This is a genomic window from Chthoniobacter flavus Ellin428, assembly GCF_000173075.1.
Taxonomy (GTDB): Bacteria; Verrucomicrobiota; Verrucomicrobiia; order Chthoniobacterales; family Chthoniobacteraceae; genus Chthoniobacter; species Chthoniobacter flavus.
In genome coordinates this window covers 17272-40107 of sequence record NZ_ABVL01000034.1, presented here as the reverse complement: position 1 = coordinate 40107, position 22836 = coordinate 17272, and the positions used below count along the sequence as shown (strand labels likewise).

19 protein-coding genes are annotated in these 22836 nt (G+C 62.2%); 5 read left to right on the top strand and 14 right to left on the bottom strand.

Annotation, left to right across the window (positions count from 1 at the left end):
• The first annotated feature begins 251 nt into the window (after positions 1–251).
• The 4 genes from CFE428DRAFT_RS29690 to CFE428DRAFT_RS29675 all read left to right on the top strand — a co-directional run bounded on the left by CFE428DRAFT_RS29690 (position 252) and on the right by CFE428DRAFT_RS29675 (position 4965).
• The gene (locus CFE428DRAFT_RS29690; protein WP_006983423.1) at positions 252–824 is read left to right on the top strand and encodes a hypothetical protein; all 573 of its coding nucleotides are present in this window, start codon (positions 252–254) and stop codon (positions 822–824) included.
• Between the two features lie 58 nt (positions 825–882).
• Positions 883–1074, top strand: coding sequence for a hypothetical protein (locus CFE428DRAFT_RS29685; protein WP_006983422.1), 192 nt, complete (start codon positions 883–885; stop codon positions 1072–1074).
• 124 nt (positions 1075–1198) lie between these two features.
• Entirely contained in the window at positions 1199–3994 is a 2796-nt protein-coding gene (locus CFE428DRAFT_RS29680; RefSeq protein ID WP_006983421.1) for a PVC-type heme-binding CxxCH protein, read from the top strand.
• Positions 3995–3996: 2 nt separating this feature from the next.
• Positions 3997–4965, top strand: coding sequence for a D-2-hydroxyacid dehydrogenase (locus CFE428DRAFT_RS29675; RefSeq protein ID WP_006983420.1), 969 nt, complete (start codon positions 3997–3999; stop codon positions 4963–4965).
• Positions 4966–5356: 391 nt separating this feature from the next.
• Here the strand turns inward: CFE428DRAFT_RS29675 and CFE428DRAFT_RS29670 are convergent, their stop codons facing one another.
• Positions 5357–6238 (bottom strand): alpha/beta hydrolase, encoded by an 882-nt coding sequence (locus tag CFE428DRAFT_RS29670; RefSeq protein WP_006983419.1) that lies wholly within the window; start codon positions 6236–6238, stop codon positions 5357–5359.
• Between the two features lie 315 nt (positions 6239–6553).
• Here CFE428DRAFT_RS29670 and CFE428DRAFT_RS29665 point away from each other — a divergent pair, with 315 nt between their 5' ends.
• Positions 6554–7744, top strand: a complete 1191-nt coding sequence (locus tag CFE428DRAFT_RS29665; protein WP_006983418.1) for a TIGR03862 family flavoprotein — start codon at positions 6554–6556, stop codon at positions 7742–7744.
• A gap of 5 nt (positions 7745–7749) precedes the next feature.
• On the opposite strand, the gene CFE428DRAFT_RS29660 is transcribed toward CFE428DRAFT_RS29665, so the two are convergent.
• The 13 genes from CFE428DRAFT_RS29660 to CFE428DRAFT_RS29605 all read right to left on the bottom strand — a co-directional run bounded on the left by CFE428DRAFT_RS29660 (position 7750) and on the right by CFE428DRAFT_RS29605 (position 22769).
• Positions 7750–8907, bottom strand: a complete 1158-nt coding sequence (locus CFE428DRAFT_RS29660; protein WP_006983417.1) for a hypothetical protein — start codon at positions 8905–8907, stop codon at positions 7750–7752.
• A 479-nt stretch (positions 8908–9386) separates the two neighbouring features.
• Complete coding sequence (locus CFE428DRAFT_RS34730; RefSeq protein ID WP_006983416.1) at positions 9387–10103, bottom strand: MgtC/SapB family protein; 717 nt, start codon at positions 10101–10103, stop codon at positions 9387–9389.
• Positions 10104–10270: 167 nt separating this feature from the next.
• Entirely contained in the window at positions 10271–10699 is a 429-nt protein-coding gene (locus tag CFE428DRAFT_RS29650; RefSeq protein ID WP_006983415.1) for a hypothetical protein, read from the bottom strand.
• Positions 10700–10762: 63 nt separating this feature from the next.
• Positions 10763–12451, bottom strand: coding sequence for an esterase/lipase family protein (locus tag CFE428DRAFT_RS29645; RefSeq protein ID WP_006983414.1), 1689 nt, complete (start codon positions 12449–12451; stop codon positions 10763–10765).
• Entirely contained in the window at positions 12444–13766 is a 1323-nt protein-coding gene (locus CFE428DRAFT_RS39315; protein ID WP_006983413.1) for a hypothetical protein, read from the bottom strand. The genes CFE428DRAFT_RS29645 and CFE428DRAFT_RS39315 overlap by 8 nt, the downstream gene beginning before the upstream one ends.
• Positions 13767–13783: 17 nt before the next feature.
• A complete protein-coding gene (locus CFE428DRAFT_RS29635) occupies positions 13784–14065 on the bottom strand; it encodes a Na+/H+ antiporter NhaA (protein WP_006983412.1) in 282 nt (93 codons plus the stop codon).
• 11 nt (positions 14066–14076) lie between these two features.
• Positions 14077–15276 (bottom strand): sodium/glutamate symporter, encoded by a 1200-nt coding sequence (gene gltS / locus CFE428DRAFT_RS29630; RefSeq protein ID WP_006983411.1) that lies wholly within the window; start codon positions 15274–15276, stop codon positions 14077–14079.
• A 7-nt stretch (positions 15277–15283) separates the two neighbouring features.
• Positions 15284–16276 carry a glutaminase A gene (glsA, locus tag CFE428DRAFT_RS29625; RefSeq protein ID WP_042726086.1) on the bottom strand — a complete coding sequence of 331 codons (993 nt, stop codon included), beginning with the start codon at positions 16274–16276 and terminating at the stop codon, positions 15284–15286.
• Between the two features lie 8 nt (positions 16277–16284).
• Positions 16285–17478: a zinc-binding metallopeptidase family protein gene (locus tag CFE428DRAFT_RS29620; protein ID WP_006983409.1), complete on the bottom strand. Its 1194-nt coding sequence runs from the start codon at positions 17476–17478 to the stop codon at positions 16285–16287.
• Positions 17475–18062, bottom strand: a complete 588-nt coding sequence (locus tag CFE428DRAFT_RS29615; RefSeq protein WP_006983408.1) for a hypothetical protein — start codon at positions 18060–18062, stop codon at positions 17475–17477. The genes CFE428DRAFT_RS29620 and CFE428DRAFT_RS29615 overlap by 4 nt, the downstream gene beginning before the upstream one ends.
• A 63-nt stretch (positions 18063–18125) precedes the next feature.
• Positions 18126–20876 (bottom strand): HAD-IC family P-type ATPase, encoded by a 2751-nt coding sequence (locus CFE428DRAFT_RS29610; RefSeq protein WP_006983407.1) that lies wholly within the window; start codon positions 20874–20876, stop codon positions 18126–18128.
• A gap of 34 nt (positions 20877–20910) precedes the next feature.
• Complete coding sequence (locus CFE428DRAFT_RS37995) at positions 20911–21060, bottom strand: hypothetical protein (RefSeq protein WP_006983406.1); 150 nt, start codon at positions 21058–21060, stop codon at positions 20911–20913.
• Positions 21057–22769, bottom strand: coding sequence for a Na/Pi cotransporter family protein (locus CFE428DRAFT_RS29605; RefSeq protein ID WP_006983405.1), 1713 nt, complete (start codon positions 22767–22769; stop codon positions 21057–21059). Before CFE428DRAFT_RS29605 ends, CFE428DRAFT_RS37995 begins: the two co-directional genes overlap by 4 nt.
• Between the last annotated feature and the right edge of the window lie 67 nt (positions 22770–22836).

The window sequence follows — 22836 nt, the reverse complement described above, 5'->3', positions numbered from 1 at the left end:
GATAAACCTTTCCCGCCGGGAAATTTTCCCATCGCGGCACGCGTCCCGCTGAAACTACGTACTCCGTCACTCTCGATTTATTCTTTAGTCAGCACGAGTTGGGGGTTAAAAAAAGCAACCAACGGAGTGTCTTCCGGAAGGAAATGAAATCGTCCTGCAAGCTGAGTTCCATACCATCTCTTCGCCGTCCCGCGACCACCTCGTGCGGGCGCGATGAGGTCGCTCGTCAAGACACTGCGGCCTGATCTGTCATGAAGCTCTCCACTTTCATCATCCTGATTTTGCTTTGCGCCGGCGGCTGGTATCTCTCCACGACACCGCTCGGTGCGTGGATCGGAAGCTCCATACGCAATTCGTTCCACGACAAGCCAGATCCCAAGACCTCTCTCGACGACATGGCGAAAAAGCTGCCGCGCACCTTGCACACGGGTGAGACGGTGTCGGAGGTTTCGACCTACATCCAACAGCGCGACGATCCTTTCAATCCCATCCTCGGCTATCTGACCTTTGTCGGCTTCTCGCGGTACGAATACGTCTTCACTTGGGACACCGATCACTGGGTCTTTGCCCAGATGATGATCCGCGACACCAGCGATATTGCGCACGACATCACCAACCTGCCGGTGGGCATGGAAATCATGAACGGCCCGGGCATGGCGCGCTTCCTTTATCCCTACAAATATCCCCCGGCGCCGGGCGCCACCGCGCAGAATGCTCCTGCCGCGCCGGGCGCGACGGCGATCGTCCCCGTAGCCCCGCGCCGCACCCCGACGCCCCAGGAGCAGGCCATGGACATCGCGCGCAAATACGGTTCATCGAGATAGATATCGCGTCCGGCCACAGGCGCTCGCACGCCGCGGGCTCCGTGATATCTTGCTCTCCGTGAAAGCCTTCGCCATCACCTCGGTCATTGCGCTGATCCTTCTTTTGATCGGCATCGACCTGGCGCTGCAGAGGAAAAAGCAGCGGCTGGACGAAGAACGGGAAAAGGCCGTGCAGGAGGAAAAGATCCTCTCCAGCAAGCCCGCACCGGATCCCGGCGTGCACGACTTTCTGAAGCGTCTTCATCCTTAAAGAGACGGTTGAAACGCAGAGGTCGTGATCCGCACTGGACGCGAGCGGCGGGCCGTGGAAAATCCCCCTTCCCTCAACTGCTGCCGTCAGCGGTGTGGGCGAGCTAATTCCTACCCGTTCTTCCATGAGTTCCATATCGCCTCTGTCCCGCACTATCGCGTATCTCCTCACTGCCAGCATCGTCGTCCTGCCAGTTTCTCCGGGAATTGTCCGGGGAGCGGATGCCAAGACGCCGGCGGCCCCGGCGACACCGGCTCCAAAGAACGAGGCCGCTCCCGCGAAGCCCGCCGCTACGGTGGCGAAAACACCGGCGCCGACGATCGTTCCGGCAAATCTTTTCGCTGTGCCCGAAGGCTTGGAAGTGACGGTGTGGGCGACGACTCCCCTGCTCCACAACCCGACGAATATCGACATCGATAAAGACGGGCGCGTGTGGGTGGCCGAAGGCGTGGATTATCGCAGCAAGTCCAATCGCCAACCCGGCGGCGACAAGATCGTGGTGCTCGAGGACACCACCGGCGCGGGCAAGGCCGACAAGAGCACCGTCTTCGTGCAGGACCCGGATCTCGTCGCGCCGCTCGGCATTGCGGTGATCGACGACAAGGTCATCGTCTCCCAGCCCCCGAATCTCCTCGTCTTCACCGATGACAAGGGCGACCACGTTTTCGATACCTCGGTGGACAAGCGCGAGGTGCTTCTCTCCGGCTTCAACGGACGCAACCACGATCACAGCCTGCACTCGGTCACCGCGGGTCCAGACGGTCTCTTTTATTTCAACCAGGGGAATACCGGCGCGCAATTCACCGATAAATCGGGCAAGACCTTTCGCATCGGCAGCCCCTACAGCCACGGCAAGGAAACGGCGCAGGTCGCCGACTCGACCAAGATCGCCGGAGAGAAAAGCGACGACGGCCACGTCTGGATCGGCGGCTTCACCGCGCGCATGAATCCCGACGGCTCGAATGTCGAGATCATCGGCAACAACTATCGCAACAGCTACGAACAGGCGGTCAATTCGCTCGGCGACATCTACCAGAGCGACAACGACGATCCGCCCGCCTGCCGCGTGACGCCGCTGCTGCTCTACGGCAACGCCGGCTTTGCCTCGGCCGATGGCAAGCGCGCCTGGGGCGCGGACAAGCGGCCCGGCCAAGACATCCCGACGGCGGAGTGGCGCCAGGAAGATCCGGGCACCATGCCTTCGGGCGATGTCTACGGCGGCGGCGCACCCACCGGCGTGGCCTTCTACGAAAACGGCGCGCTCGGCAAAAAGTGGCCGGGCTTGCTGCTCGCCTGCGAAGCGGGACGTAACGTCGTCTTCGGCTATTTCCCGAAACCGCAAGGCGCGGGCTTCAAGCTCGATCGGTTCGATTTCCTCACCTCGAACAAGGAAAAGAAATTCGCCGGCTCGGACTTTCTCGGCGGCACCAGCAGCGTGACCAGCGAACTGCCGACCCTCTTCCGCCCTGCAGACGTCTGCGTGGGGCCGGATGGCGCCATCTATGTGGCCGACTGGTTTGACGCGCGCGTCGGCGGCCACGCGACGTTGGACAATACCATGTCCGGCACAATCTATCGCATCGCGCCGAAGGGCTTTAAGCCGAAGATTCCGAAGTTCGATCTCAACACCACGGCCGGCCAGATCACCGCGTTGAAGAGCCCGGCAGTGAACGTGCGCTACAGCGGCTTCGAGCGCCTCAAGGCGCAGGGCGAAAAGGCCGTGCCCGCCGTGGCCGCGCTGCTCAAGGACGAGAATCCCTACATCGCCGCGCGCGCCATCTGGTTGCTCGCGCAAATGGGGCCGGCCGGCGTGGCCAAGGTGAAGCCGTTGCTCGATTCGAAGAATGACACCACGCGGCTCGTCGCCTATCGCGCGCTGAAGCGCGCGAATGTGGACGTGCTGGCCATGGATGCAAAGATGGTGAACGACAAATCCGCGGCGGTCCGACGCGAAGTCGCGCTGAGCCTGCGCGATGTGCCCGCCGAGCAAAGCCGCGATCTGCTGGTGAAGATCGCCCAGAAATTCGACGGCAAGGATCGCACCTATCTCGAAGCGTTTGGCACCGGCGCCAGCGGCAAGGAAACCGAAGTGTATGACGCGATCAGCAAAGTGCTTGGTGGACCGGCGGAAAAGTGGTCGGACGCTTTCGCCTGGCTGGCCTGGCGGTTGCACGTGCCGGCGGAAGTCGCGGATCTCAAGACCCGCGCGCTCGACGACAAGCTTTCCGAGGCGCAGCGCAAGCTGGCCATGGACGCCCTCGCCTTCGTGCAATCGCCCGACGCACCCCAGGCGATGATCGATATCGCCGGCGCGGACAATTTCCCGCTGAAGGAAAACGTCCTCTGGTGGCTGAACAGCCGCCGTGGCAACAATTGGCGCCAGTACGGCCTGACCAAGCTCATGCGTCAGCATGGGCTGCTGAAGGAAAAGCCGCTCGTCGCCACACCCACACCCGAGGTGCCCGCGGACGCACCGAAGCCGCCGACGAATGAAGAAGTGCTCGCCCTCACCGGCGACCCGCAGCGCGGACAGGCTGCGATGACGGTGTGCCTGACCTGCCACAAGGTGGGCAAGCAGGGCGCGGACTTCGGCCCGGAACTCACCCAGTTCGGCAAGACCCAGCCGCGCGAAGTGATCGTCGATTCCATCCTGCATCCGTCCAAGGAAATCTCGCACGGCTACGAAGGCACGCGCATCGAAACCAAGGATGGCCTGATCATCGACGGCATCGTCCTGACCACCGGCGATCCCACGATCGTGAAGTGTGTGGGTGGTCAGCGGCAGGAAATCGACGAAGAGAAAATCAAGTCGGTGACCAAGATGGATAAATCGCTGATGTTCCCGCCGGAAGTGCTCGGCCTCACCGCCCAGACCGTGGCGGACATCGCGGCCTATTTGAAATCCGGCCAGGTGAAGTAACCATGTTCACCATCTGGACCAACGCGAAGTTTCCCGAGGCGGTGCGCGCCGAACTCATTGAAGGCGTGAAACCGCATCGGCTGATCTTCTCGGCGCAGCTCGCGGTCTCGAACCTGGTCAAAGCCGAAGCGGATCCGAGTCTGCAGGAGGCGGATATCGCCCTGGGTCAACCGGACCCGGAGCTGGCCCTGCAATGCCCGAAGTTGCGCTGGATCCATCTCACCACCGCCGGCTACACGCGCTATGATGGCGCTGCCTTTCGCCAGAGTTTCGGCGAACGCGGCTCGGTGCTGACGAATAGCTCACTGGTCTACGACGAGCCCTGCGCCGAGCACGTGATGGCGTTCATCTTCGCGCAGGCGCGACAGTTGCCGCAATCGCTCGACACGCAGCGCACCAGCCGCGCGTGGCCCACCCACGAACGTCGCGCGGCGACGCGCCTGCTGCTTGGGCAGCACGTTGTCTTGCTCGGCTTTGGCGCCATCGGACAGCGGCTCGCGGAAATGCTGTCACCATTCCGGGTGAAAGTCACCGCCGTACGACGCCGCCCGGCGGGAAATGAAAACGTCACCGTCATCACGGAAGACCAGCTCGCCGAGGCCTTGGCCACGGCGGACCACGTGGTCAACATCCTGCCGGATAATCCGGCGACGGTCGGTTTTGTGAATGCCGATCGCCTCAACGCAATGAAGCCCGGGGCGGTCTTCTACAACGTGGGCCGGGGCACGACGGTGGATGAGGAAGCTCTCCTCGCTGCGCTGCACTCCGGCCGCCTGGGAGCCGCTTATCTTGATGTGACTGATCCGGAGCCGCTGCCGCCGGAACATCCGCTATGGAGCGCGCCGAATTGCTACATCACCCCGCACGCCGCCGGCGGCCATCACGATGAGTGGCACCGCCTCGCCGCGCACTTCCTCACCAACCTCCGTCGTTTTGAAAAAGGCGAGGCGTTGCTGGACCGGGTGATTTAAACGCCAAAGTCGCGGCGCATCCGCGCTAAGCCGCGACTGTTGGGAATGTGTGGAGGCGCCCCGCGAAGCGGCTCCAAAAAAAGCCCGTCATCCTGAGCGAAGCGGGGAATCATGGGCGGAGCCGAAGGACCTCTGATCTCTGTGGGTTTTCGCGCGGAGCTTCCTCCACTTACGCGTGACTACGCGTCCATTTTTCCTCCGCCTTCGCCCACGGAGATCAGAGGTCCTTCGCTGCGTGTCCCGCCCACCTTCGCCCCCGGGACACTTTATTCAGGATGACGGGCCTTTTAGGGGCGCTTCGCGCTCTCCTTGCAGGACGCTTGCATTCCAACAAACAGCCCAGGCACCGGAGCGGTGCCCTCCAGTGCTGCTTTGGACGGCGTGTCCCCGTCTATTTCGTCCGCGGGTGGAGATGCTTATTGAAGAAGTCCAACAGCGCTTCCTGCGCCTTGTCCGCGTCCGCGCCTTTGAAGCCGTGACCGGCGCCCTGAAGCGTGAGCAGTTCCACTTCCACGCCGCAGGACTTGAGACGATCGACCATCCAGCCGGCCTGCTCGTAGTTCACGTATTTGTCCTCGGTGCCGTGGCAGATCAGCGTCGGCACGGCGTCGGGCGTCACCCAGTTGAGGGGGCTGGCGCGGATGTGCTCCTTGAGCGCGGTCTCCAGATTTCCGCCGAGCCACAGCGGCAACACCTCCGCGGCGTCCACGCTCTTGCCGTAGGATTTGGTGAAGTCACTCGGCCCATAAAAATTCACGACGCACGCGACGTCGCTCGATTGATCGAGATTGCCGCTGTCGCCCTCGAACTCCTTCACCCCATTCGTATTGCCGAGAAATTGCGCAAGATGTCCGCCGGCGGAACCGCCGGTGACGCCGATACGCTTGGGATCGACGTGATACTTGGCAGCGTTCGCCCGCAGCCAGCGCACCGACGCTTTGCAATCCTGCACCGCGGCCGGAAACTTGAACGCCGGCGCGAGACGATAGGTGACGGTGATGGCCACATAGCCCTTCTGCGCGAGCGTCACGCACAGCTTGTCGTAGCCTTCGCGTTTGCCAGCGCGGAAACCGCCGCCGTGAATACACACCACCGCGGGAAACGGCCCGTCGCCATTTTTCGGCCGCGCGACATCGACCTGCAGATGTTCACCACCGGCCACGGCATACTCGACGCCGGGTTCGAAGATCACGTCGTCGGGAATGGCATCCGCGGCGAACAACGCGGAACCGGCGAATAAAAGACACGCGGAGAAAAGGGAGAGAAGTTTCATAGGGGTGGAATGCGCCGCGCAACGAGCGCGCAGCCGGCGACGATGTGAAACGCGCACGGCCAGAGTGGCAAGTCGCGAATGCAGGTTCCAAACTGAGTTGATAGTTGAGAGTTGAGAGTTGATAGCCGCTTTTCGACCTGCGACGTCGCTGGCCACTCTGCGCGTTCCTTCTGCGGAGAGAGATCGGAACCAATGCCAAGCCCATTGAAACGCAGAGAATGCGGAGGCCGCAGAGGCGCCGAGAAGAAGTAGGGAGGGACGACGCCGCTTCTTTGGGCATTGCACGCGGGGGCACGGCTCTGTTTCGTTCCCCGTATGCACATCGCGATCATCGGCGGCGGACCGGCTGGCTTGCGCGCCGCGGAAGTCGCGGCGGGCGGCGGCGCGCAGGTCACGCTTTTCGATGGCAAGCCCTCGGTCGGCCGGAAGTTTCTCGTCGCGGGACGCGGTGGCCTGAACCTCACGCATGACGAACCGCGGGAGGAATTCATCGCGCGCTACTCCGGTCCCCGCGACCAATGGACTTCGCTGATCACTGATTTCGATGCGGAAGCTCTGCGTACCTGGGCGGGAGAGCTCGGCGTGGAGACCTTTGCCGCCTCGACCGGGCGCGTGTATCCCCGCGCGCTCAAGGGCGCACCGCTGCTCCGCCGCTGGGTGCAACGCCTGCGCCAGCTCGGTGTGCATTTCGAAATGTATCACCGCTGGTGCGGGCTGCGCCGCGGTGAACGATACCAATTAGATTTTCAGGTCGAGGACGCCACGAAGAATTACGAAGCGGACTTCGTCATCCTCGCGCTCGGCGGCGGCTCCTGGCCGGAGACCGGCTCGGATGGCGCGTGGATGTCCATCCTTCGCGAGTTCGGCGTCGAGATCGCGCCCTTCGCGGCGGCGAATTGTGGCTGGGAGGTCGCGTGGCCTTCGGAATTGCTCGCCGCAGCAGAAGGTCAGCCATTGAAAAATATCGTCGTTCGAGTCGGCGAAACCGAAGCGCGCGGCGAACTCATGATCACCCGCTACGGCCTCGAAGGCGGCACGATCTACCAACTCGGTCCGGCTCTGCGCGCGCTCGCGTCGCCCCGGCTTTCGATCGATCTCAAACCAGCCAACACCGTCGCTCAACTCGTCGCCAAACTCGGCCCGATCCGGTGCAATTTCCTCGCCGAAGCCAAACAGCGCTGGCGCCTCACCGACGCGGCCCACTCCGTGCTCGTCTTCGGCGCTGGAAGCACCGATCTCCGCTCCGCCGAATCACTCGCCGCAATCGCCAAACAGTGCCCCATCCCCCTCACCGGCCCGCGGCCCCTCGCCGAAGCCATCTCCTCCGCCGGCGGCGTGCGGTGGAGCGAACTCGACGAATTCCTCATGCTCAAGCGCCTGCCCGGAATCTTCCTCGCTGGGGAAATGATCGACTGGGAAGCACCGACCGGCGGCTATCTGCTACAAGGCTGCTTTGCCACCGGCACTCGCGCGGCTCGCGGTGTCTTGAGGCAGATCGAAAGTTGACGCCGTTACTCGACGTTGTGCCGATAGCACGCGAGCTGCGTGTTGTAGAACATCCCGTAGTAATTTACCACTTCGTCCAGCTTCATGATCACCCACGGCTGGGTCGGTGAACGGCCATTCTTCGTGTAAACGAGATCGTCGGCCAGATACACACAGGAGTGGATGGCATTACCGGAAGCACCGTCCATGAAAAAGACCACGTCGCCGTACTGGTAAGGACCCTGCACTTTCGTGTAGTTCTGCAGCACGTAGGCGGTAGCCAGCGGCGGATCGGCGAGGCGTTCGAGCGGCTCGGAGTTGCGGAAATTTAGCGAGGACCAATGGCAGTCCGGATAGTAACCCGTGCGACCGAACTCCGCATTGGGGAATGTATAGAGCAGCCGTCGCGGCAGCGGCGGCAACAGATGGTTGATGTCCACCGAGCGCGACACGCCGTTGTCCACGATCGACTCGAGGAACGGCAGCATGTCCTTGGAGGGCGTGGCGCTGCCCCAGTAATCCGCGATCGCGGCGACATCGGTTTCCGGCGTCACGCGCAAGCTCACCACGAGGGTGGGCGTGCGGGTCAGGGCCTTGCGAATCTTGAGGCGTTCATCTTCGGTCTGCACCATGCGCAGAACGAGAGGGGTATCCGCGAAGACGAGATTCTTGCCGCGGTGATACGAGGTCTTTTCAATCGCCGCCACCACGTCATCGGGCAGATCCGCATGCTCCAGCCACTCGCGCACGCTGTGCGCGGAGATGAGCACCGGCTCGTGATGATAAGTGTCTTCCTCCCACTGGGTGAGCACGCTGTAGATCGCGACCCGCGCTTCCGGGGTAATCCCGAGCAGCGCTTCATTGCTCGGGACCACGGTGATCATTTTGTCGCGGTGGCGCCACTTGGCGGGATCGAGCAGTTCGGCGCGAACGGTCGCCGGCATTTCGGTGCTCTGGAAAAGCTTCGTTACCTGATCATCGGTGTAGCCCACGAAATTCCATTCCGTGTCGTAGGTCGCCAGTTCTGTGCTCTTCAACTGCGCGGTCGTCGCCTCGAGATAGGCGGTGTAGTACTCGAGATCGCCCCACGGACCGGGTTTCGCGCGGATCAGGGAATCGGGCGTGGCCGATGCCGTGGAATGAAAATGCAACCCGGCACGGCGCTCCGAAGCGTGCTTGGCCATCGCCGCCGGCTGGGGCCGATTGGGCAGATGAAGCGTGCTATTTTCGTCCAAGGACGAAGCCCGAACCGGACTACTCAGTAAATTTACGTATATCCCCAAGAGAACACCCGCAAATAAGGAAAAACCGGGGTGCGGGACGAAACGATGGAAAGACATGGATTGTGGGGAAAAACGCGACTGCGGACAGTAATAAGGAACCCTTGCTAAGCAAGTTCGATGTCATGTTTTTCAAAAAAAATAGTCGCGATTTCCTTGATAATTACATTTTCGTTTCTCTGTCCCCTCCAGAATTGCGTCAAACCGTCCCATATCTCGCCTGAAACCTGCTGCCCGAAGCCGCGCGTATAGATCGTGGCAACCAATGACTTACGCAAGGATTATTCACTTGGGAGCGAGAAATTCCTCCAGCCAGGTTCGCACCAGTCTTTGGCCCGTCCCTCTCCCGCACGGATGCCGGGACCTGCCTCACAAATTTTACACTACGGGCTCGCGTCTGCGTAAGACGTCCGCTCAATGCGAATCACTTCTGAGATATCGGCGATTTCCCCGAGCAACTCGTGGAGATGATGCTGGGGCAAATGGAGCTGGAGAGAGAGTCGCTCGCACTCTTCGGATGATGAAGCCCATTGCGTCGTGATCGCGGCGCCTTCAAATCCGACCAGCACTCGCTCGATACGGACCCGGGTCTTGCCGCCATCGGGCGCGAAATCCACCTCGACACCGACCGCCTTCATTCCGCCGTAACGGTGCACCTCGAACTTCCTCACCGCCAGCAGCATAACGCGGATGAGGATGCTTACGCCCAGCGCCGCGCAGGCGTAGCCCGTGGCGACCAGCATGCCGATCGCGGCCGTAACCCAAATCGTCGCCGCCGTTGTCGTCCCGCTGATCGAGCCGCGCCCATGCAAAATCACCCCCGCGCCGAGGAAGCCAATGCCGGTGACGATCTGCGCGGCGACGCGACCGGAATCCCCGGTGGAGGAAGTGAAGGCAAAGCCAGTCGTCGTAAATAGCGCCGAACCGAGGCACACCATCATCAGGGTCCGCAGGCCCGCTGGTTTTTCCCGACGTTGACGCTCGCCTCCCACAATGCCACCGCACAGGACCGACATGAGCATCACGGCGATCTGCACCCACGGCGCCGGCAGGAGGTTATACCAGGTATCCACGAAGATCCGGATGAAGAGCGGGGGCATGGAACGCTTCTAGCGAAAACATCCCCGTTCGGAAAGCAGGAGCTACGCTAAGTGCGAACCGGCGCTTCCGGCACCGGCGCCACCACCGCTGCCGGTGCAGGCTTTTTCCCGCTGGCAAATCGCGCTCTCTCGGAGGCTGGTAGCTGTAGCCGGGGTCATTGATCTGGCTACAGCTCCGGCTGGAGAATCTCCACCGGCACACCGAGCCACTCCGCCGCCGCGGAGCGTTCGCGAAAGGCGCGTACTTCGATGAACGCACCCTTCATCAGCTCCACATACAGGTGGGCGATGCCGAAGCCCACGACCGTGTCAGCAAAGAAAGCAGACTTCATCGGCTCATGCGCGCCGTGCCGCTGCTCAGCAATTCGGAAAACGTGTCCGATTTTCAATCGGATCTCCGTCAGCCCGCTGAAGTCCGTGAAGCAGCGAAATGGGTCTGCTTCGGAGAAGGTTTCCGACTCGGCCAAATCGACAACTTCATCCGCGAGCGCATCGTCGAGCAATCCTCGCGGGTGCCACGTGAGCAGCCGCGCTTCCGCATGAAAGCGCGTGTGCGAAATGGTCGCCAAAATGTCAGCCAGCAATTGTGCGCTCATGGAATTTGATCCTCCGGTTATCGTCGTTGTGTGCAGGAATGAAGAGCAAACGTCGGCCTCCGTTCATCGGTTCGCGTGCAGCTTGAGAATGCGGCGCACTTCCGCGATGGCCTGCGGATTCTGATGTGCGTTGTGGCCCGACGGGACGATCAATTCGCTCTGCGCGCCCTCCATGTGGCTGCTCCAGTATGGCACGATACCGTCGGACATTTCCGGCTTGGTGCGGTCTTTGTTCCCGCCCTTGCCGCGGTCGCCGCAGATGACGTGATACGGGATGCCTGGCGTGAGCGGGAAAGTCTGGATCGCTCTCACGAAGCGGTTGTTCGGCGCGAGCGTATCCACGCTATTCGGGATGCGTTTCAGCCTCAGTTCGTCGGGCTCGAACTCGACGTCGGTCAGCACTTCGGTGCCCGCCTTGAGCAAGGTCGTCGGCGCACGCACGAGCATCGAGCCGATGCGCCCCACCCAGTTGATCGCGAGGTGGCTGCCGCGCAGGGGCGCGCAGATGAAGATGACACGGCCCACTTCCGGCCGGTGGCGGAAAATGAGCGCGTCGGTGAAGAGCTTCTTGTGCTCCGGCGACATCGCCACCTGCTCCGGCGGCTTTTTGAAAGCCTCCATCCAGAGCTTGTCGCCGGTATCGGTGAGGAGCAGCCGGCTGATGCAGCCGCCCATGCTGTGACCGATGACGACCATCTTTCTCCGCATCGGGAAGCGCTGCTGGACCGCGTCGAGCTCGTGCCGGAGGATCGACGCCGAGTAGGGATACGGGTAACCGCTTGGGTAGCTGTAAAACCAGAACTGGTAATGGCGGCGGATCTCCTCGTCGCCGCGCAGGTGATCGATCATCGGTGCCCACGTCGCCGGCGTATCCATCAGCCCGTGGACCACGAGCACGACCGTCTTGTTCGGGTCGTAAGGCTGGAGCCGCGCGATGCGTGCCGTCTCGGCGTGTTTCTCCGGCCACAGCAGCCGCGCGAGATCCATCTTCTTCAGGTTCATCCTCGCCAGCATCACCGCGAGCGGGGCGGTATAATCTGCCGCGAGCGGGAAGCCGTGCCCACCGAGAGTGACGCGCTCGCTCGCGAGCGGATCCTCGAAGCTGATCACCGCGCGCCGGCTCTCGAAGCGGATGAGCCCAGTGACGCCGTAGTAAGTGCGCGAAACAGTGAACTCCTTTCGCGCGTCATTTCTCTCTTCACGCCCGATGGCGACGAGCGGCGCGCCGACGCCCTCCTTGCGGACCTTCTCGGTGACAAAGGTGCCACCGATGTCGAACTGGTCGGCGGGCGTGAAGTCGTAAAGCGCGGGGTTCCACTGAGGGCGAGGATCGGGCTGGTGCGTGAGCACGAATTCGCCACCCGTCGCCGGCACGCGCAGCGGCTGGGACCACGGGTCGAGCTTCGCCTGTTTGATCGTGCCGATGACGCGGGCGACCGCAAAGTTGTAAGCGTCGCGCGCCGCCGCGTCGTTAGGATTGCGCGCGAGCTGCCGCTCCGCCGCTTCCGCCGCCGTGAGCAGCTCGCCCATCGCCGCTTTCGGCTCGCGCTTCTGCTTCTGCGCCGCCTTGACGATGGACTGCTCGACCGACACCAGCGCCTCAAGCGCGGCGCGCTCGGGCCGAAACCGCGGCCGTGTCTCCCGAACGCTGGCGTATTGCGCGCAGCCAGCGAGGCCAAGCGCTGCGGCGATCGCAACGAACTGATACCTCTTCTTCACATGAGAAAGGCGCGCCCTATTGCCTTCAGCCATAAGCTGGGAGCGGCTGCGTGAGTCGCTTGATCGTGTAGATAAACACACCGGTCAGTAACAAGTTAAGCGCAAGGCTCAACATGGCGATAGTCACAATCGGCCCGCCGATGCCATAGCTTAGTGAGATGATGAGCACGCCTGCGCCGACCTCTCCGCGAGGCCACATGCCGATGGCCAGGGCCAGCCGCTCACGCCAATGCGCCTCCTTTCGATAGCACACTGCGGGGAACATCTTGCCGAGGTTTGAGATCACGGTGATGACCAGGACGTGCAGGGCGATGAGGCCCCAACCCATTGGGGGTTGGGCTGCGGTGATCCGGCCAATTTGCTGGGCAGCGCCAATTCCGGCCGCAGCGGATACGGCCGCCGGAGAACCGCCCCCATGAAATGTGGGTTCGATCGCTTTGGCCATCGCGCCGCCCTGGCCGCCTGAGTCGCCGCTTGTAATCAGCGGCATCGACAGTCCAACCAGAACCATGAAGACGGCGGCAACGACCGCGGCAACGCGCCGTTCGGACGGCGTCTCAAGCTCCGGATAACCATGGTGACTATCACTCGTTACAGCTCCATCTTTGGCGGCCGATTTCGGGTAGGCGATAACGCAGCCGAGGACGAATGCAGGGAGCAGCACCTCGATGTGAATCGGAACCGATTCGTCCATCAGCTTGGAGCCCTGATAGATTACCTCGCTGATTCCGGAGATACCCACAGCGTATCCGAGAACCCACGGCCAGGTTACCGGGATGCGAATCTTGTGCATGCAGACGTAGGCAACTGCAAGCATGGCCACCATTCCCACAACGATCACTTCCAGTTGCCGCGCCGTGCCAATCATGAGTAGCTTGATCGGGATCATCAGCATTACGGTATCAAGGTCATCGAAGATCGCGAGGACACGAGCCTTTCGGTACAACCACGTCGCGCTGAGCCCGGCCGCAGCAAGCATCGAAAACAGAACACCCGTCGCAGTTGGCGCCGCGAATTTTCCTGCTAGAAGCATTTCGTTCCACGCTGCTAGCGTTCCCCAAGTGCCCGGAGGAAGAAGGACAAAGACGAAATAGAGCGTTACAAAGACCCAAGGAAAACTTGCTGTCGTGAAAGCGACGAAGTAGTCCCAGCCGTATTGCTTAAGATTGGATTGGTCGATGTCGAATTCGTAGCCGACATGGATCATGATGAAGGCGAGACCAGCCATGGTCGGTATCCGGACGCAATCGGCGACAGTGGCGTATGCTGGCCCTATCAATCCTGGCAAGAACTGCGAGCCGATAAGACCGAGCAAGAGCAACGCAGATAACAGCAACACTTTACGCATAAGAGATCTGAATCCTTTCAGTCACGTTGCTGTTTAGTAGCCGAGTGCTTCGGATCATTGTCGTTGATCCAGTAGTGCAGCTCCTCGGAAAGCTGCGCGCCCCTGAAGTCAAACGTCACGTTGACGGGCCACAGGTGAAAGTAGCTCGCAGCCCACGGCGAATTCGCCCGCACGAGCGCGACGATCGTGCAGGCCATCAGCAGAATGCCGCCCGCGGCTTCGAGTTTCGTGAAGGCCTTGACCGGCCGTATCAGCCGCTCGGACGGCGGTGCATCTTGATCTTTTGAATTCTCGCTCATGTCGGGGGAGATTACTGGAGATGCGGAAGGGCGAGGAACAGTTTGATGATCAGGGCGTTTGCGATGTCGATAAAGAACGCGCCGACCAGCGGCACGATGAGGAAGGCGAGTCGCGAGGGGCCGTAGCGGTCGGTGACAGCCTGCATGTTTGCGATGGCGGTGGGTGTGGCGCCGAGCCCGAAGCCGCAGTGGCCGGCGGCGATCACGGCGGCGTCGTAGTTTTTTCCCATGATGCGGAAGGTGACGAAGATCGCATAGCTCACCATCAGCGCCGTCTGCGCGGCGAGCAGCAGGAGCATGGGCAGGGCAAGCGCGGAGAGGTCCCAGATGCGGAGCGTCATCAGCGCCATGGCGAGAAAGAGCGACAGCGCGACGTTGCCCAGCACCGACACGGCGCGGTCGAAGACCGAATAGCAGCCGAGCGCCTGGAGGCCGTTGCGCAGCAACACGCCGACAAAGAGCGCGCAGACGAAGGCCGGCAATTCCAGCGCGCTGCCGCGGAGCCAGCCGGAGAGGGCGTTGCCGCAAAGCAGACTCACGGCGACGAGCGCAATCGTTTCGATCACGGCGGGCGCGGTGATCCGGCGGTCCTCGCCGGGATGCTCGAAGATGGTCGGTTCGTCTTTTGCGTCGTCCCAGCCCGCGGGCTTCGGCACACGACCGACGAGGAACTTCGCGACCGGGCCGCCGACGATGCCGCCGAGGACGAGGCCGAATGTCGCGCACGCCATCGCGATCTCGATCGCGTAGTGAACGCCGTGGCGTTCGACAAACAACGCGCCCCACGCCGCCCCGGTGCCGTGGCCGCCGGAGAGCGCGATCGAGCCGGCGAGTAATCCGACGTGCGGCTGGAAACCAAGGACGCTCGCGAGCACCACTCCCACGAGATCCTGCATGAACAGCAGCCCGAGCACGACGCATAGAAAAACGACGAGCTTGCGTCCGCCTAGCTTGAGGCTGGCGAGATCGGCGTTGAGGCCGATGGACGCAAAGAAGGTCAGCAGCAGCGGCGTCTGCATGCGTGTGTCGAAGCTGACGTTGTAACCGGCGAATGCATGGGCGGCGAAGACCGCGAGGGCGACGAGCAATCCTCCGGCGACCGGCTCTGGAATGCTGTAGGCACGCAGTGGCGGCGTCCATGCGACGAGTTTTCCTCCGAGCAAAAGGACGAGTGAAGCGGCCATGAGTGTGCCGTAAATATCCAGGTTCATGTGCGTGTTATTGATCGGATTGCGAGACGAACAGGTCCATGCCGAGCCGCTGGGAGAGGAATTTGGCCACGAGCTGGCCCTTGACGCTATTGCCCGCTTTATCGAGCGGCGGGGCGAAGATCCCGAGTCCGCCCTTGCCCGGCGAGACGGCGACGATTCCGCCGCCGATCCCGCTCTTGCCCGGCAGTCCAATGTCGTAGAGCCAGTCGCCCGAGGTTTCGTAAAGCCCGGCGGTCACCATCACTGCGAGCGTGTAGTGGCAAACGGCCGGGTCAACGATCCGATCTCTGGTGAGCGGATTCACCCCGCCGTCGGCGAGTGTCGCGCCCATCACCGCGAGATCTTTGGCGCTGACGTTCAGCGAACACTGTTTGGTGTAAAGGTCGGTCGCCGCGGTGGGGTCCATGTAAATGCGGCCACAACTCTGGAGCAGTCGCGCGATGCCTTGGTTGCGGGAGTTCGTTTCCCGCGCGGAAGCGTAAACCTCCTCGTTGAGCGGAAGCGTGCGGCCGGCAAAGCGCGACAACCCGTCGTGAATGAATCGCCATTTGGCCTCAATGGTCTCACCCGGAATGAGGCTCGTGGCCGCGATCGCCCCCGCATTGACCATCGGATTAGTCCGTCCGTCTGCACTCTGCTCGACGGCGCCCACCGAGTTGAACGGCAGCCCCGTGGCATTCACGCCCAGCTTTTGGCGGACTTCTTCCGGACCCAAAAGCTGGCAGACCAGGGCGAACACGAACGGCTTGGACACGCTCATGATCGAGAATTCGTATTCCGCGTCTCCCACCGAATAGATGTTGCCACTGGTGCCAGCGACGCAGATGCCGAACAGTTCGCCCGACACTCGCGCCAGGGCGGGATACACCTGCGAATTTTCACCATCGCTGTTTGCCTTAAAGCGCGCGTGCGCCTCGGCCACCAACGACTTCACCAAGTCGGAAGACGGTAACTGGCCCGTCGAGACGAATGGCGCGTTGGGCGGCCCGTCGGATGGCATGGACGCGTTCATCGCTCGCTCCTCAGGACTTCCTCGCCGGTCGCACCCACAGCAGCCGCCCGTTCGCCTTTCACCACGAGTTGAATGAAGTGCAGTTTGCGCAGCACCGGGCGCGACATCACGAATGGGTAAAAATCCTGGTGCCCCATGCAGCGCGCCAGTTCGTTCAGGGCGGTGACCAGTTCCATCCAGGAATTCACCAGCGAAAGGACGCGCCAGGCGTCCGGCTCGTCGGGCGCATAAAGGTCCTCCATCGAAAACAGCGGGGACTCCGCGCCAATATCGTCGCCGCTGAGGCCGAATCCCATCGCCGTGTCGAGGCTGTCCACGATGTGCAGGTAGTGCGCCCAGGATTCCGCCCAGTCCTCCCACGGATGGCAGGACGCGTAGGAACTGATGTGCCGCTCGCGCCAGTCGGGCGGAGGTCCGCTCTCGTAGTTGGCCCGCAGCGCGGCGCCGTAGTCAGCGCGCTCGTCTCCGAACAGTTCGCGAAACTTCTCGTGCCATGGGGTGCCGGCGATCAGGCGATCCCAATAGTAGTGGCCGATCTCGTGCCGGAAATGCCCGAGCAGCGTGCGATAGGGTTCGTGCAGGGCCAGCCGGGTTTTCTCCCGCAGGGCATCGTCGGCCTCCTCGACATCGAGCGTGATCACGCCGCGCCCATGGCCGGTCGTCACGGGCGCCCCCCCCGGCGGCGAGCGCAGGAAGTCGAACATCAAGCCGCGCTCCGGATCTTCGCTGACCTTCGATTTGACGGGGAGCCCGATGGCGAGCAGTTGCGCGACGAGCCGCCGCTTCGCGTTCTCGATGGCGCGCCAGTAGCGCCGATTGTCCGCGTCGGCGAAGTCCGGGATCGCGCGGTTCAGCCGGCAGGATACGCAGTGGGGCAACTCGTCTTCGGCGGGCACGAGCCAGTTGCAACCGCAGGGTGAGTCGAAGTTGGCACAGCGCCGGAAAGTGCGCGACGCGGTCTTCTCGCCGGTCAGTAGCCATGTGCCCTCGCCCGGTCCGGGCAGCAAAGCGAGCACCTCCGTGCAATCGGGTTCGTATCCGAGCGCTGCGCCGCACGTCAGGCATTGGCTGTTGCGAAAGAAAATAGGCTGCCCGCACTGGCAGCGATGCGTATGCCAACGGCGCGGACGTTCGTTGGAACGCCAGGCTTCCAGCAACCGCCTGGCGATGTTCTCGACGAGAGTCTTCATACCTTGTCCGCGCGAATGACGACCTCCATGCCGACGAGGGATTGAAGCGCGGCGATCCGGGCGCGAATCGCCAGCGGCGCGAATGCGAGCACGTCGATGGGATGCCACAGCAGCACCCAGCCAATGATTTCGAAGCCATACTCGAAGGTCTGGCGCGTGAGCGGACGCATACCTTCGGTAAGATGGCTCGTGAAGATCGACGCCAGCGCGAGGCAGACGGCCAGCAGAATCACCGCGACACCGAGCATTCTCCAACCAGATCGGTAGGTCCCCCGCAGTTCGCGATGCTCGCACTCGATGCGCAGTTCCGCCAGGCGATGGAGGGCGCGCGTGATCTGTTCGGCGGACGCGGAAGACGCCTTTTCCGGGGACAGCAGGAGCACGAGCTGGCGGGCCTTTTGCCGCTGTTTGTCCATGTGCAGCAGGTTGAGCAAATGTTCGACACCCGAGATGCTAAGCACCTCAGCCGGGCTACGCGATAGCGGATCGGCGGGAGGCGCGTTGAACAAGTGCGCGCGATCACTGAGCGGTAGCACGAGTTCCGCGGCGTCCGCTTCTTCGCTGGATGAGGAGATGTGGCTCATGGTTTCGCGGTTTGTCGGCGGGATTCGGCCGCTTCGGATGTGGACCAACAATGCTCGTGGAGTTTACGTTCCCGCCTCCACCGTAGAAACGGCATTCCGCATTGAGGCTGACGAACGGATGATGAGCTTCTCCGCCTCCACCACTAGGAAGAACACCAGGCCGCCAAGGAGGATCCAGGGCCAGATGCTGAGCGGAATGGCTTCGTTGTCGAACACGCGCTGCAGCGGTGGCGCGTACGTGAACACGAGTTGCAGAACCACGATGGCGCCGATGCCAAGTGGCACGTACTGGTTGTCGAGATGGGCCTTGATCGAAAACGATGAATCCAGCAGGTAGCGGCTGTTGAGCAGGTAAAAGACCTGACCGAAGGCGATCGCATTGACCGCAACCGTCCGCGCCAGCGCATCCGAGGCGCCCTGCGACTTCATCCAGAAAAACGCCCCGAGGGTGTACGCCAGGAGAGCCAAACCGACGAAGGCGACACGCCAAACCCCGAATCCGGTGAGGATCGGACGACTTACCGCGCGCGGGCGGCGTTTCATCACGTCAAGTTCGTGCGGCTCGAAGGCGATCACCAGCGCCAGCGCGACGGCGGTCACCATGTTGATCCACAGAACCTGCGGCGCCGTGAGCGGCATGGTAAAACCGAAAACAATCGCTACCGCGATGACCAGGCCCTCGGCCACGTTGGTCGGCAGCATGAAGAGGATCGCTTTCTCGATATTGTTGTAGACCGTGCGGCCTTCCTTCACCGCCGCCGTGATCGAGGCGAAGTTGTCGTCCGCAAGGATCATTTCGGAGGCTTCCTTGGTGACCTCGGTACCCTTGATTCCCATCGCAACGCCGATGTTGGCCTTCTTTAGGGCCGGCGCGTCGTTCACTCCGTCGCCCGTCATCGCCACGATCTGTCCGTTCGCCTGGATCGCTTTCACCAGGCGCAGCTTGTGCTCGGGGCTCGAACGCGCGAAGACATCCACGTCACGGACCCGCTCCTGCAGCGTGGCCGTATCCATCTCCTCGATCTCGGCACCCGTGATCGCCGTCTTCCCATCGCCGATCCCGAGCATCTTGGCGATAGCCGCGGCGGTGATTTTGTGGTCACCGGTGATCATCGTGACCCGAATGGCGCCGCCGTGGCATTCTTTCACCGCCTCGATGGCTTCCTTGCGCGGTGGATCCAGCAGACCCACCAACCCGAGCAGGACAAGGTTCTTCGGGAGATCAGCCGGGCCAAGACTGCCCGCTTTGACACCGGGATTTTCGAGCCACGCCAGCGCCAAAACGCGCTCGCCTTGCGCCGCGAGCTCGTCGGACGCCTTGAGGAAGTTCCCGCGATCAATCGGCGCCTGCTTTCCGTCCTTCGTCTGTGTCCGGTCGCAATTTTCCAGAATGACCTCAGGAGCGCCCTTAACGAAGAGTACCTCTGCGCCGCTTTTGGGTTTATGTAGCGTCGCCATGAAGCGGTGCTCCGACTCGAAGGGGATTGCATCTGTTCGTGGAAACGCAGTTTGTTCAGCCTGCCGGTCCAAGCCGAGCTTGGTCGCGAAAGGGTAGAGCGCACCTTCGGTTGGGTCGCCCTCCACCTTCCACACGCCTTCCTTCTGAAAGAGCTCCGCGTCGTTGCAGAGCATGGAGGCACGCCCCAGGAGATCGAGGACGGGATCCCTGCCCGCCGCCTTCCCGTCCTGCTTGACCTCGCCCTCGGGTGCGTAGCCGTTGCCGCTGATCTGATAACGGGAGTCCGGGGTGACGGCCGACACGACCATCATTTCCATCAGCGTGAGCGTGCCCGTCTTGTCGGAGCAGATGCGCGACACCGAGCCCAAGGTCTCGACCGCCGGGAGGCGCCGGATGATGGCGTTGCGCCGGGCCATGCGCTGCACGCCGATCGCGAGGGTAATCGTGATGATCGCCGGCAGGCCCTCGGGAATGACCGACACCGCGATGGCGACAACCGCCTGGAAGAGTGGGACGAAATCCATGCCCTTCACCCACCTCCCGTAGGAAAAGATCAGGACGCTCACGACACCGATGACGGCCGTGATGGCATAACCGAACTTCTTGATCTGAAGCAACAGCGGCGTTTCGAGCGCGCTCACGCCGGCCAGCAGTTGATTGATGCGGCCCAGTTCCGTCTCGCTCCCGGTCGCAACAACCACCCCTGTCGCGCGGCCTGCCACGACCATGGTACCGGAGAAGGCGATGCATTCGCGATCCCCGACGGTCGCCTTGGCGGAGACGGGTGCAGCAGACTTCACGGCAGGAACTGACTCGCCGGTCAGCGCTGCTTCTTCCGTCTGCAGGTTTTTCACCTCGATGAGGCGGAGGTCCGCCGGCACTTTGTCGCCGGACTCGAGCAGCACGATGTCGCCCGGCACCATCTGTTCCGCGGGGATCATGCGCGTCTCGCCGCCACGCAACGTCCGGGCCTCTGCGGACAGCATGTTGCGGATCGAGTCGAGGGCTTTCTCGGCTTTGCCCTCCTGGAGAAAGCCGAGCAGCGCGTTGAGCACCACGATACCTAGAATGATGGAGCCGTCGATCCAGAGGCTCATCATCAGCTTGGTAAAGCCGGCAGCGAGCAGGACGTAAACGAGGACGCTGTTGAACTGCGACAGCAAACGCACAAACGGCCCACGCTTCTTGCCTTCCGGCAACCGGTTGGCTCCGTGCTTTGCCAGGCGGCTCGAAGCCTCGCCCGCATCCAGTCCTTTTGCGATGTCTGTGGTGAGCCGCTTCACCACCTCGTCCGCGGCCATGGCGTGCCATTTCGTAACGTCATCGGTATTCGTTGTGCTCATAGTTGAACTCATGCGTTTGCTGCGGTTTCGTTCGGTTCGTGTCGTGCTACGGTTTCACCTTTCCGCCCGGGTCGCGTGTCACGACGACGGCGTCTTCCATTTCGATGAGGTATCGACTCTGGAGGCTGGCGAGTGCGGCGCGCCTTTCAAAGGCGTCCGCTTCATTGGTGAACCCCAACACGACCAGATTGCTCATTTTTCGGTGTTCTTTTTTGGTTTTGAGTTGGTGGTTTCGATGGTTTCAGGAGCGGGCAGGCTTTTGGCAATCCGCTTGGCCAGAGAAAAGATTTGTCGGAGGGAATTCGCAAAGCTCGTCTGCAGGCGCAGTGTGGTGGGGCCGTCCGGATTGCTCGCGTTGAAGCTTGTCGCGAGACGGGACATCAGTTCGTCGGCGCATTGTCGGACACCCTGAGACATGGCCAGCACGGTATCTGCGGCTGGAGCGTCCTGATGCACAACGCGCACGGCCAGATCGACGGATCGTTGCACTTTCACGTAAAGCTCGCGTATCGCTGTGCGGTCGATTTGAAGCGAAGGCTTTTCCGCGGCAGTCCGGACCAAACCCACAAGGTCGTCGCCGATGATTTCGGCGATCGTCCGGAGATGCGTCGCGGATGTCATCAGCGATATGTGGGTGTCGCTTTCGTCTTGAGTCAGATTTCCCTGTCGAATGCGCCCCAAGAAATCGAGGATCGCGATTTCGAGTTCCGCAGCATCTTTGGCGCGTCGTTCAACCTCTGGCAACGCCTCGGACGACAACGGCGTGAGCGCTTCCGGTAGTTCGACCAGCATGGTGCGCACGATTCCGCCGAGCCGTCCCAATTCCTGTCGCACTTGTTCGAGGGCGACTGCCGGCACGGAAAGCGCCGCTGCGTCGAGGAACTTGGGAGTGACTGATGGTTCCTCCTTTTCACGCGAAGGCACGAGCTTGGTGGCCGTGCGCGCGAACCATCCGGTGAAACCGATGAAGAGGCAGGTGTTGATGACGTTGAAAAGTGTGTTGGCGTTCGCGACTTGCCTCGGCACTTCTGCGGCGAGCTTTTCCATGCCCCCGAGTCCCGCGCTTTCCGGAGAGATCGCGACGGCCAGCCGCGACAGCAGACCAATGAATGGGAGCCAGACAATGACCCCGACCACATTGAACCCCACATGCACTGCCGCGGCTCGCACCGCTTCGGCTGGCTTGCCGAGCGCGGCGAGCAGCGCCGTCACACACGTGCCGATGTTCGCGCCCAATGCCAGCGCGATTCCCGCAGGCAGCGTCAGCAACCCTTCGCCGGCCAGCGCGATGGCCAGGCCGACGGTCGCCGCCGACGATTGGACCAGGCCGGTGAACAGAGCTCCGCCCAGAATGCCGAGGAGAGGGTTCTCCATCCGCGCCAGCGCCTGGACAAATGGTTCGTGGGAACGCAGCGGCTTCATGGCCTCGCTCATCACGCCCATGCCGTAGAAGACAAGACCAAGACCCATCACGATCATCCCCCAATACCGCAGCGTGGCGCGCTTGCCCGCGAAGAGCATGAAAAAACCAACGGCCACCGGCAGAAGCGCATAGGCCGACAGGTTGAAGGCGAGCAGTTGGGCGGTCACGGTGCTGCCGATGTTCGCACCCATGATGACCGCGACCGACTGCGCGAGCGACATGACGCCCGCGGTGACAAATCCCACCACGAGAACGGAGGTGACTGAGGAGGAATTGAGAATGCCGGTGACGACCGCGCCGGTCAGTGCGCCGAGGAACCGGTTGGACGTCAGCCGCGCAAGCAGCGTCTTCAGACTGTTGCCGGCAGCCTGCTTCAGTCCCTCGGACAACTGATCCAGACCGTAAAGAAACAGGGCCAACCCGCCGAACAGGCCCATCGTCAGCGTGAACCAATCGAGACTGGGAGGAGGTGGCGAGGTCATCGGATTGTGCCATTTGCTTGCCTCAGCGCGATGGCGTGAAGCAGGTGATCTGCGCGGCGGGTTACGG

Bases quoted from the DNA above. Each gene is read 5' to 3' on its own strand.
- CFE428DRAFT_RS29670 (WP_006983419.1), bottom strand. From the start codon at position 6,238: ATGAAACTTCTCTCCCTTTTCTCCGCGTGTCTTTTATTCGCCGGTTCC.
- CFE428DRAFT_RS29610 (WP_006983407.1), bottom strand. From the start codon at position 20,876: ATGAGTTCAACTATGAGCACAACGAATACCGATGACGTTACGAAATGG.
- glsA (WP_042726086.1), bottom strand. From the start codon at position 16,276: ATGCCATCCGACGGGCCGCCCAACGCGCCATTCGTCTCGACGGGCCAG.
- CFE428DRAFT_RS37995 (WP_006983406.1), bottom strand. From the start codon at position 21,060: ATGAGCAATCTGGTCGTGTTGGGGTTCACCAATGAAGCGGACGCCTTT.
- CFE428DRAFT_RS39315 (WP_006983413.1), bottom strand. From the start codon at position 13,766: ATGCGTAAAGTGTTGCTGTTATCTGCGTTGCTCTTGCTCGGTCTTATC.
- CFE428DRAFT_RS29620 (WP_006983409.1), bottom strand. From the start codon at position 17,478: ATGAAGACTCTCGTCGAGAACATCGCCAGGCGGTTGCTGGAAGCCTGG.
- gltS (WP_006983411.1), bottom strand. From the start codon at position 15,276: ATGAACCTGGATATTTACGGCACACTCATGGCCGCTTCACTCGTCCTT.
- CFE428DRAFT_RS29680 (WP_006983421.1), top strand. From the start codon at position 1,199: ATGAGTTCCATATCGCCTCTGTCCCGCACTATCGCGTATCTCCTCACT.
- CFE428DRAFT_RS29645 (WP_006983414.1), bottom strand. From the start codon at position 12,451: ATGGCTGAAGGCAATAGGGCGCGCCTTTCTCATGTGAAGAAGAGGTAT.
- CFE428DRAFT_RS29650 (WP_006983415.1), bottom strand. From the start codon at position 10,699: ATGAGCGCACAATTGCTGGCTGACATTTTGGCGACCATTTCGCACACG.
- CFE428DRAFT_RS29675 (WP_006983420.1), top strand. From the start codon at position 3,997: ATGTTCACCATCTGGACCAACGCGAAGTTTCCCGAGGCGGTGCGCGCC.
- CFE428DRAFT_RS29690 (WP_006983423.1), top strand. From the start codon at position 252: ATGAAGCTCTCCACTTTCATCATCCTGATTTTGCTTTGCGCCGGCGGC.
- CFE428DRAFT_RS29615 (WP_006983408.1), bottom strand. From the start codon at position 18,062: ATGAGCCACATCTCCTCATCCAGCGAAGAAGCGGACGCCGCGGAACTC.
- CFE428DRAFT_RS29635 (WP_006983412.1), bottom strand. From the start codon at position 14,065: ATGAGCGAGAATTCAAAAGATCAAGATGCACCGCCGTCCGAGCGGCTG.
- CFE428DRAFT_RS29605 (WP_006983405.1), bottom strand. From the start codon at position 22,769: ATGACCTCGCCACCTCCTCCCAGTCTCGATTGGTTCACGCTGACGATG.
- CFE428DRAFT_RS29660 (WP_006983417.1), bottom strand. From the start codon at position 8,907: ATGGCCAAGCACGCTTCGGAGCGCCGTGCCGGGTTGCATTTTCATTCC.
- CFE428DRAFT_RS34730 (WP_006983416.1), bottom strand. From the start codon at position 10,103: ATGCCCCCGCTCTTCATCCGGATCTTCGTGGATACCTGGTATAACCTC.
- CFE428DRAFT_RS29665 (WP_006983418.1), top strand. From the start codon at position 6,554: ATGCACATCGCGATCATCGGCGGCGGACCGGCTGGCTTGCGCGCCGCG.